The sequence below is a fragment of the Xanthomonas cannabis pv. cannabis genome, assembly GCF_000802365.1.
GTDB classification, from domain to species: Bacteria; Pseudomonadota; Gammaproteobacteria; order Xanthomonadales; family Xanthomonadaceae; genus Xanthomonas; species Xanthomonas cannabis.
In genome coordinates this window covers 1-10,821 of sequence record NZ_JSZE01000169.1, presented here as the reverse complement: position 1 = coordinate 10,821, position 10,821 = coordinate 1, and the positions used below count along the sequence as shown (strand labels likewise).

Below are 10,821 nucleotides of genomic sequence, written 5' to 3'. Positions count from 1 at the left end.
GGGGAATAGTTGGGCGAACAGCGGGGCCAGGGTGGCGGGGTCGAAGGCCGGCATGGGTTGGGCGGCGATGCGTTGCAGGCCCAACGCCAGGCGGCGTTCGTACTCGCGGTAGCGGCGCAGGTAGAGCAGGCCGTGTTCGAGGACCAGCGGGCAGTCGGCGGCGGCGGGGTCTGCGGGGGCTGGTTGGTCGACCCAGCGCGAGGCGGCCAGGCTGCGTTGCCAGTCGGCGGGGTCCGGAAGCGCCGGCAATGGGCCGTCGCGCTGGTCCAGCAACATGGCGGCGCGGGCCGGGTCCAGCCCGGCGTGGCCGCTGGTGACGGCCAGCGACGCGAGTGCGGCGCCGGCCAGGACCTGCGGGTCGGTGTCCGGGGCTAGGCGTTGCAGGCTTTGGGCGAAGGCCAGGTCCAGGGTGCGCAGGACTTCGGCTTTGATCAGCGCGCTGAATGAGTTCGGCTGGTTCATGGGGTGCTGCCTGCCATGGCGGACAGGCCTTTCTCCCGGCGCTCGTGCCGCACCTCGACCCATGCGAGGTGGCGTTGGCATGGCCAGGCAGGCGTGGCATGGGTTGCCTGCGGTGTCTGCTTGCCCGTAAGGAGGAGCGATTTGCGCACGGCGCTGATTGCCAGTGGGGTTTGTTGGGTCATGGGTCGGGCGCTTCTGTGGCGGACGTACCCTCACCCCAACCCCTCTCCCGGGGGGAGAGGGGCTTTGAGCCATCGGGGACCAGTTGCGTTGGTGCGCTGCTGGACATCGGCTCCGGGGCGTTGCCGGCGAACAAGGCGTCCAGGGCTTCCACCAGGGCGGGGTCGAAGCGCCAGGCGTGGATGCCGGGGGCGGGATCGCTGGCGGGTGCGCTGTCAGCGGTTGCAGCGCCGGAGCGCAGGGCAAGGCCGGATACGGCGACGTCCTGGTCGGTGCCGGATCTGGCAGGGTCCTGGGCGGTGCCGGGCCTGGCGGACTCCTGGGGTGTTCCGGTTGTTCCGGTTGTTCCGGTTGTTCCGGTTGTTCCGGTTGTTCCGGTTGTTCCGGTTGTTCCGGGTGTTCCGGGTGTTCCGGGTGTTCCGGGTGTTCCGGGTGTTCCGGGTGTTCCGGGTGTCGCGTGACGGTCGGGGTCGGGTGCCAGCTCGTCAGGCAGGGACTCGCGCACGCGGCCGGCGTTGGAGGCAGGCACGCCATCGCCCCCGGGGTTGCGCCCGGCGTCCAGGCCGCGGCAGAACAGATAGCGCACGCCGCCGAAGTCGCGGGCGTAGTCGTAGCCACCGCCATTGGCGGCATCGCCCAGGCGGAAGCGCAGCCAGCGGTGCAGCGCCACGGTGTAGATCAGCGCCTGCAGCTCGTACTCGCTGTGCGCCATGGCGCGGGCCAGGGCGTCGGCGTCGTAGCTGGGCAGGCGGTTGGATTTGTAGTCCAGCACGTACCAGCGGCCGTCCACGGTGTAGGTGAGGTCGATCAGGCCGGTCATCAGGCCTTCCAGGCGCTGGCGCATGCCGAAGGCCTGGCGGTCGCCGACCACGCCAAACCGGTGCAGCAAGGCCAGCAGCGCATCCACGCGGGTGGGCCGCATGGCGAAGTGGAATTCCATCTCGTTGCGACGCTGCGGCGCAGGCACGTCGGCCAGGCGGGTGCCTTCGGGCAGCGCGACGGTGAGGGTGTGGCCGATCAGCGCGGTGAGCATGGCCAGGCCGTCGTCCCATTCCTTCTCGACGTAGCCGCCGCGTTGCAGCGCCTCGAGGATGGCGGCGGCCTGGCCGTCGGGCGCGGGTTGGCCGGGCCGCCAGCGCTGCCAGGCAGCGAAGTCGCAGCGCTCGAACACGTCGTGCATCACCACGCCGAAGCGGTTGCCGGCGAACCGTGGATCGAAGGGTTCGGCCTCGGTGGCCACCGCGATTGCTTCGCTGCCGGACGGCTCGTCGCTGCCGCCGCTGCCCACCACGGTGGCGCTGGCCATCGGGTCGGTGGCGGCGCCGGCATCGGCATTGGCCAGCTGGGTGAAGCTGTAAACCCACCACTCCGGGGCGATGTGGCGTTGCGGGCTGCGCGCGGGCGGCACCTGCGCCTCGACCGGTGGCGGCAGGCGTGGCAGGTTGGCGGGCGGCGTGCTGGTGTCGACCACCACCGCGCCCTCGCCTGCCGTGCCCTGCAAGGCATCGAGCGTGCGCAGCATGCCGGCCAACGCAGTGCGTTCGTGCTGATGGAACGGGCCGCTGGCGATCCACAGCGCGTGCTCGGCGCGGGTGAGGCCGACGTAGAGCAGGCGTGCGTCTTCGGCACGTTGTTCCTGCTTCCAGGCGGTTTCGGCGGCGCTCCAGGTCGGGTCTTCTTTATCTGTCTTCCAATGCAGCTGGCGGCCGAGGTCCGGCGCATGCACCACGCAATGGCGGCCGGCGCCCTTGTCGCTGCGACCGATGCCGATGTACGGCAGGAACACCAACGGATATTCCAGGCCCTTGCTCTTGTGCAGGGTGACGATCTGCACGCGGCGCGCGTCCGACTCCAGCCGCAGCTGCTGGGCTTCGTCGTTGTCGTCGGCATTGGCGATGCGGCGCGACAACCAGTCCACCAGGCCATGCGGGCCGAGCGCGCGGGCGTCGGCTTCCTGCAGCAGTTCGGCCAGTTGCAGATAGTTGGTGAGGCGGCGTTCGCCATCGACCAGAGCGAGCAGGCGTTGCCCATGCGCGGCGCCCAGTTCGCCGATCAAGGCCAGCGGGCCGCCGCGTTGCCAACGCTCGCGCCAGTCCAGTGCGTGCTGCTGCCAGCGGCGGTGACGCTCGCCGTCGTGTGCGAGCGCAGCGATGGCGGCGGCGTCTTCGCCGATCAACACGGTGGCCAGGGCGGCGCGCAGGCGGCTGTCGTCGCCGGGGTCGAGCAAGGCCTGCAGCAGGGCCAGCAATTCCAGCGCTTCGTCGGTGGCGAACAGGCTTTGCTTGCCGGCGGCCACGGCGGGGATGCCCACTGCACCCAACGCCTGCTGGATACGGGTGGCCTCGCCGTGGCTGCGCACCAGCACGGCGATGTCGCCGGCCTGCACCGGGCGGCCGTTGATGGTGGCGCTGCCGTCGCCGCCACTGGCCAGCCAGCTGCGGATCGCCGCGACGCAGGCGGCGGTGGCCAGCTCGCGGGCGCGGCCGGCGCTCCAGGGTTTGGGCTTGCCCTTCATCGCCGGCGGTGGCTCGGGCGCACGCCACAGCGTGAGTGCCGGCGCGGTGACGCCGTTGCATTGCAGGTCGGTGTCCAGCCGTTTGGTGCCGGCCTGCACCGGGTGGAAGGCGATGCCGTCGGTGAGGAAGGCGTCGGTGTAGCCGGCCTGCGAGTACAGCGCATCGATGGCGGCCAGCACGCCGGGGCGCGAGCGGAAATTGTGGCTCAGCGGTGGCGCCAGTTCGGCAGTGACCGCGGCAGCCAGATAGGTGCGCACGTCGCCGCCGCGGAAGCCGTAGATGGCCTGCTTGGGGTCGCCGATCAGGAACAGCGCCGGCTCCAGGCCGGCGGCGCGGGCAAGCGGGCCCTGGCCAAACACAGTGGAGAAGATCGCCCACTGACGGTCGTCGGTGTCCTGGAATTCGTCCACCAGCGCGATGGCGTATTGCGCGCGCAGGCGCTGCACCAAGGCATCGGCCTGCGGGCCTTGCAGCGCATGCGCCACGCCATCGACCAGGTCGTCGTAGGTCTGCACGCGGCGCTGGCGCTTGAGCAGTGCCAGCCGTGCGATGGCATCGTCGCGCAGGGCGTGCAGCAGGCGGATGCGGCGACGAGTGCGCCATTGTTCGACGTTTGCCAGCGCGGTGAGATAGCCATCGATCTCGTGGCTCATCGGCGAGGCCGGTGTGCGGTCGACGAACTTCTTGTTGGTGCCGGTGGCCAGTTCCGCAGCGGTGAGCTTGGACAGTTTGGGATGCGGCGCGCTGTCGTGCGAGGGCGCCGCGGCGAAGCTCTGGAACCAGTGCCACAGCGAGGCCAACCACTCGGGTTTGTAGCTGACCTTGCTCAGGATGCCGCCATCGATGGCGGCCATGATGGCTTCGAAAAACGCCGTGCCATGCGCCTGGAACGCGGCCGCCAATGCATGGCTGGCGTCGTGCACGGCCTGCAGCAATGCCGCGGCATCGTCGGTGGCGTCATCGGAGCGTGCGGGCAGGATGGCCGGGTGGCGCACCAAGGCGCGCAGATCGGTGGCCAGGGCGGGCGGGCCGCCCGACCACAAGGCGATCAGGTCTTCGGCCATCACCGCATCGGCGGCGCGTTGCCGCCACAGGTCGGCAGCGACTTCGCCCAGCAGTTCGCGGTCGTTGGCGAGCAGTTGCGGTGCGGCGAAGGCCTGGCCGCTTTCCAGCGCGTGTTCGCGCAGCACGCGTGCGCAGAAGCCGTGGATGGTGAACACGGCGGCCAGGTCGATTTCTTCGACGGCCTGTTGCAGGCGGCGGCGCAAGGCGGCGGGGGTTTCGGTGCCGGTGGCCAGGTGCGCTTCGAGAATGGCGCGGGTGAGCAGGGCGTCGGGCGCTTCGTGCAGGAGCGGCCTTGGCCGCGACGGGTCGTTGGCGAGATCGGTCGCGCCCGGGTGCGCTCCTACGCTGGTGGATGGGGCATCGGGCACGAGCGTTGCGGCCAGCACCAGGCGTTCGCGGATGCGGCGGCGTAGTTCCTGGGTGGCGGCTTCGGTGAAGGTCACCGCGAGGATCTGGCCGATGCGCAGGCCGCGCTCGACCACCAGCCGGGTGAACAGCGTGGCCAGGGTGAAGGTCTTGCCGGTGCCGGCGCTGGCTTCGATCAGGCGTACGCCGTGCAGCGGTAGGTGCAGGTACGGGTCGATGACGGGAGTGCTGCTCATTCGGCGTCATCCTGTGCGCCGTGCCAGTGGCGCCAGCTGTCGATCAGCCGCTCCGGGTCGAGCGTGGTGTCGGTGCTACCGCGTTCGAGCAGGTCATAGACGCGGTGGCTGGTGGTGGCGAACTCGGTAAAGCGCTGCGCATCGGCAAACGGGTCGCGGCCGCGGTTGACCAGGCGCAGTTCCGGGCTGTGCGACTCGCTCCAGCCGAAGCTGGCCTGCCACTGCCCGGCGGCGTCCTTGATGGCCTTGTCCAGGTCGTCGCTGCGCGCGGCCTGGTGGTATTTCCAGCTGCTGTACGGGGCGAACGGCAACGGCGCCTGCAGGCCGTGGCGATACAGCTGCAGCAATTGGGCCAGGGCACTTTGCGCCTGCGTCTGCGATAGCGGCTCGGGGTCGATGGGATGCGGGCCCAGGCCATCGTCGTGTTCGAAGAAGCGCACATACGGCGCCTGCTCGCCGGCGGCGCGCAGCAGCAGCCATTCCAGGCCGTGGCGGATCGCGCTGCGGCCGCTGAGCGCGCCGACCTGCACCCGCCCCACGCCATCGGCGTACCAACCAGGCACGCGGCCATGCACTTCCGTCTCGCCGATCTGCACCTGCAGCCGGCGCGACTGCGCCGGCGCTTCGCCACGCCATTGCCGGAATGCCTGCGCATACGGGCGCAGCTGGGCCACCCGCTCATCGAGCTGGCGGCGCCCCAGCGGGCCGGATGGCAGCAGTGCGCGCGCGCGCAGACGCTCGTACAGCCGCTCGGTGTCGCCGGCCAGCGCCGCGTCGAACACCTGCTGCTGCAGGCCGTAGTGGTCCAGCCCGCGGGTGGAGGCAAGCAGTGGTTCGAGGTCGCTGTCTTCGCTGGCCGGATCGGGCAGCCGCATGCCCAGGCGGTGGCGCAGAAACTGCCCGGCCGGGTCGCCGAACAGGCGGCGCAGGTCGTCGATCGACACGTTGGCGGGCAGCGCAACGGTGTCGGCCGGCAGTGCGCCGGCCACCCACGGCGCCAGCGCCTGGCGCTGCCCGGTCAGGCTGTCCACGGCCGGGCGCCATTGCCGGCGATAACTGAAACGGCGCGGGTCGGCGTGCGCGTCGTCGCCCACCGCGCCGAACGCCGCGGCGGCGAATGGCTGCAACGGGTGATGCACCACCAGCGTGCCGAGCGCCGCTGGATCGGCGTGGTACTGCGCCGCGCTGCCCAGCAACTCGCTCACCAGCACCGATGGCTCACGCACGCTGCCATCGCGCGCGTCGGCGCCGAGATAGCTCAGGTAGAACACCTCCTGCGCAGAGGCGAACAACTGCAAAAACAAGAACCGGTCGTCCTCGCGGGTGGAGCGGTCACCGTGGCGGCGACGCTCGGTGCCCAACTCGGCGGTGAGCCGATTGAGCCCGGCGGCCGGGTCGCGGCGCGGGAAGTCGCCGTCGTTCATGCCGAGCAGGCAGATCACCCGGAACGGCAGCAGGCGCATCGGCACCATGCGGCCGAAACTGATGCCACCGGTGAGCAGCGGCGCGCGCGTATCCGACTCGCCCAGCACCGCAGCGAAATGCGCGCGCACCACCTCGGCTGGCACCTTGCCTGCGTAGTCGGCACGCACCGCATCGCGGGCGAACTGGTCGATCAAGCTGCGCAGGCGGTCCAGCGCGCGCTGTGCACGCGGTGCGGTGGGCGCTTTTGGCATCAGCGCCTCCAGCAGGCCAAGCAGACGCTCGCGCCACTCCACCGGCGTCATCGCTTCGGCCAGCACCGCTTGATGCCGTTCGAGCACGCGCAACAGCCGCAATAAAGTATCGAGCGCGGCCAATGCGCTTCCCTCCAGCTGCGGCCACGGCGCCACGCCATCGATGTCGTCGTCGGCACCGCTGGCATGCCCCAGCAGCAGCCGGTCCAGCGCGAAGCGCCAGGTGTAGGCGTCGTCGCTCGGGGCCTGCAGTTGACGCCGATGCGCCGCATCCAGGCCCCAGCGCGCGCCGGCCGCGTGCAGCCAGCCGCGCAGGCGTTCCAGCCCGGCTTCGTCCAGGCCGGCGGCTTCGGCAATCGGTGCGCTGGCCAGCAGGTCGAGAATTTCGTGCAGGCCGAAGCGTGCGATCGGCAAGCCGAGCAAGCTCAGAAAAACTTCGGCCAGCGGCTCGCTTGCCAGCGGGCTGGCATCAGCCAATGCATACGGCAACGCGTCGTCGTTGCCGTGGCTGCCGAACACCGCGTCCAGATACGGCACGTACGGGTCGATATCCGGCGACAGCACCGCGATCTCGCGTGGCTGCAAGGGCGGATCGAAGCGCGGGTCGTCGAGCAAGGCGCGCAGCTGGTCGTGCAGTACCTGCAACTCACGCAGCCGCGTGTGGCAGGCGTGCACCTGCAGGCTGGGGTCGTGCCGATTCACCGCCGGCAACGCGGCCGGTACGCGTGGCGCGCGGCGATGGAACAGATCGCTCTGCATGCGCCGCAACAGACTATCGCCCAGGCCGCCATCGGCCAGCGCGCGACGGCCGGACTCCAGCGGGTCGGCATAGGCGGCGATCTCGGCCAGCGGGTGCACCACCTCGTAATCGCCCACCAGCGCCATGAAGTCGCGCCCGGCCGCGCCCCAGGCCTGCAGCAGTGGGTTTTCCTGTACCTGTTCGGTGAACAGCTGCACCGCACCGTCTTCGCGGCGGCGTTGCCACAGCGTCTGCAAATCGCCCCAATAGCCTTGCGTGGGCGTGGGCAGATAGAAATGCAGCGTGCCCACGCGCGCCTGCGTGGCCAGCACGCGCAGCACGTCGGGCGAGATATTGAGGATGGCGAAGGCGAACAGCCGGCCCGGCAAGCCCTGTGGCAAAGGCCCGTCGGCGCGCGCGTAGCGGTCCAGATACTGGCCGATGCGACGCGCGCGGTATTGCCGGCCGGAAGCGATGCTGCGCCACAGCCGCGCCTGCGGATCGTCGGGGTCGGCGCCACCTTCCCAACGCAGCAACCAGTCGCGGCGCCACGCCTGGTACTTCTCGAACACATTGCCCAATTCGCCAGCCAGCGCCCAGGGCTTGAGCGCATCGCCGTCGGACAGATAGCCGGCCAGTGGCGCCAACGCCGCATCGCTGCCCAGGTCCGATTGCAGGGCCGCGTACAGCCGCCACTGCGTGGTGGCCATGTCCAGATCGTCGTCGGCCGGGCCCAGGTTGCACTCCAGCGCGCGCGCGACGAATTCACCGGGGGTCAGGAATTCCAGATTCGCCGCCACCCCGTGCTCGGCCGCCAGCGTGGATTGCAGCCAGCGCCGCATCGCCACCTGCGGGATCAGCACCACCTCCGGTTGCAGCAGCGGCTGCCCGGGTACCGGTCGTCGCAGTTCCTGGGCCAGCAGGGCAGCCAGGGTATCCAGCGCATTGGATGGATAAAGGCGGAAATCGGGCGCGGAGGTGACGTGCATGCGTGCGCGCATTGTGCCGGATGCGCGCGTGATGCGCTGTCGGCGCTGGCCGCAATCTGCCCTGGCGCTGATGCACGTGCGCCGTGCTGTCGAGCGCGCAGGCGCGCTGCAATCCGATGCAGCCCCTTATTGCCAATGCCGTGCGGCGCAGCATTCGACGCCGCGTGCGGATCGCGCGACGTCAGATGGATGTGGCCGCCGGCCGGCGCATCGACGCTGCCCGGCAGCGCCGCGTCGGCCAGCACCGGAGTCAGAGCGGTGCACATTCCCGCGCCGCGATCGCATGACAGCCGGCGTGCGAACTGCGTGATCGCGACCGCAGGTCGAACAGGGGCAGGCCATCAAGCGGCGGGCCAACCGCATCCACCGGGCAAACGTCGCAAATGCGATGGGCCGGGGTCATCGCCCGGCCCATCGCGTTGCTTGCTGAGCGGGCCTGCGCCGCGATCAGTATTTCTTTTCCAGATTGATCATCCAGGTCTGATCGTTGTTGCTGTCGCCATCGGTGATGCCGCGGTATTCCAGGCGCGTGGACAGGCCTTGCTCGGTCAGCAATGCCGCGCCGATACCGACCATCAACCGGTTGCGGTCAAACGCACTTTGCGCGGTGCGATAGAACGGGCCGCCGCTGAGATCTGCATAGCTCAGCGTGGCATCGCCACGGCCCTGGAAGTCGCGCTGATACTCCACGCGCAACTGCGGGGTCAGCCGTCCCCAGGCGACTTCGCGGCGCCATTCCAGGCGCAGACCGAGATTGCCGGTGGTGGTGGCCACATCCATGTCGGCATAGCGCAGTGCGAACGGCGCCACGCCGTCTTCCGCATAGCCATCCAGCGTGGCGCGTGCCACATCCACCCGCGCATACGGGGTGATCTGCACGTCGCCGCGCTGCAGGTCGGCACCGGTGGACAGCGAGGCGATCCACTGCTTGCCGTCGCGGTTGCCCTCGGCCAGCGAACTGTCGTCGGTGACGAAGCGGCGCAGGTCGTAGGACAACAGTTGGTAACCCACCAGGGTGTCGAAGAAGAACGCCTTGCCCGGGTGGAAGCTGGCATACAGCGCCATGGTGTACGCGGTGCCCTTGCTGCGGCTGCCGCGCGTGCCCGCATCGCTGTCGTCGCGGCCCCAGCCCAGGCCCGCACCGATCGCCAGCGACTGCGCAACCCGGTAGTCGGCGCCGACGCTCAAGCCGTCGGTCTGGAAGTCTACCCCATTGCTGTTGGTCTGCCGGTTCAAGCTGCCCGAGCGGATCGCACCGCCGATCCACAGGCCCAGGTCGCCCTGGCCCAGCACACCCTCGCTGCTGCCCGCCGCCGCGGCCGACGCATCGCGGAAGTCGTTGTCGGCGTCCTGGGTGTCCGGGCTGCACGGCTGCGCCGTGATGCCGCGCTCGGCCTGGCGGCAATGCGAGGTGGGCTGGAAGCTCACCGCGTTGGTGAAGCTGCCACCACCACGGTGGGTGGCTTCCAGACGGCGCTGGAAGTTGTCGATCTGCGCACGGGCAAACCGCCGCGTGGACTCGGACTGCGCATCGATCAAGCCACGCACTTCCGCGTCCTGGCTCGGGTCGCGGCGCGGCGCGATGTTGAACACCACACTGGCCGGCACCGAGGTTGCGAAGGCGTTGGACAAGGTGAACTGCACCGTGGCCTGGCCGACGAACGCCGGGTTGGGGGTAAAGGTCAGCATGAAGCTCGGCGTTTCGGCCATTGCCGCCGCGGCCGGCGACGGGCCGCCGGTGGCGCGCGCCGCGGCGGCGGTGGCAGTGCCGCCCACCCGGGTGATGGTGGCAGTACCGGCCGAGGCCGGCAGCACCGCGACCACGGCCGCAGCCACAAACGGCCCGCCGGTGGCATTGCGGGTGATGTCCACCTGCTGTGCTTCGCCGGGCACCGCATCCGCGGTCACCGACACCGCCACCGGCCGCGCATTGACGGTGATCGTCAGCGTGGTGGCCGCCGAGGTGCCGCCACTGCCGCTCGCGGTATAGCTCACCACGTCGGTGCCGATGAATCCGGCGTTTGGCGTGTAGACCACATCCAAGCCATTGACCACGGCACTGCCGTTGGTCGGCGCAGTGGTAATGGCAATCGCGGTGATCGTGCCGGTGTCGTTGCCCGTCACCGCCACCGTCACGGCGGTGCCGTCCATGGTCACGGCAGTGTCTGCCACCGCCACCGGCGCGGCGCTGCCCACGCTGACGCTGTAGGCCTGCGCCGCGCTGGCAGCACTGGCGTCGGTCACGGTGATGGTGAAGTTGCTGACGCCCTCGGCACTGGGCGTGCCGGACAGCGTGCCGTCGGCAGCCAACGTCAACCCGGCCGGCAAGGTGCCGCTGGTCACGCTGAAACGGTAAGGCGCCACGCCGCCGGACACGGTCAATGTCTGGCTATAGGCGGTGCCATTGACGGCCGGCGGCAACGTGCCCTGCCCGATCACCAGCGTGGCCGCGCCGATGGTCAGTGCATAGCTGCGCGAGGCCTGCGCGGCCGGGCTGGGCGTGCTGTCGGAGGCAGTGAGGGTGAAGTTGAACGTGCCCGCCACGGTAGGTGTGCCGCTCAGTCCACCGGTGGCCGTGTCCAGCACCACGCC

At 70.0% G+C, this 10,821-nt stretch carries 3 protein-coding genes and 1 pseudogene; all 4 read right to left on the bottom strand.

Annotation, left to right across the window (positions count from 1 at the left end; genetic code table 11):
- Positions 1–462, bottom strand: a pseudogene (locus tag OZ10_RS19360) (exodeoxyribonuclease V subunit alpha); the annotation flags it as partial.
- 178 nt (positions 463–640) lie between these two features.
- Positions 641–4,825, bottom strand: coding sequence for an exodeoxyribonuclease V subunit beta (gene recB / locus OZ10_RS19355; RefSeq protein WP_039566660.1), 4,185 nt, complete (start codon positions 4,823–4,825; stop codon positions 641–643).
- Positions 4,822–8,229, bottom strand: a complete 3,408-nt coding sequence (gene recC / locus OZ10_RS19350) for an exodeoxyribonuclease V subunit gamma (RefSeq protein WP_039566665.1) — start codon at positions 8,227–8,229, stop codon at positions 4,822–4,824. Before recC ends, recB begins: the two co-directional genes overlap by 4 nt.
- 447 nt (positions 8,230–8,676) lie before the next feature.
- Positions 8,677–10,821: autotransporter domain-containing protein (locus OZ10_RS19340; protein ID WP_039566657.1), on the bottom strand; the 2,145-nt coding region annotated here is incomplete at its 5' end.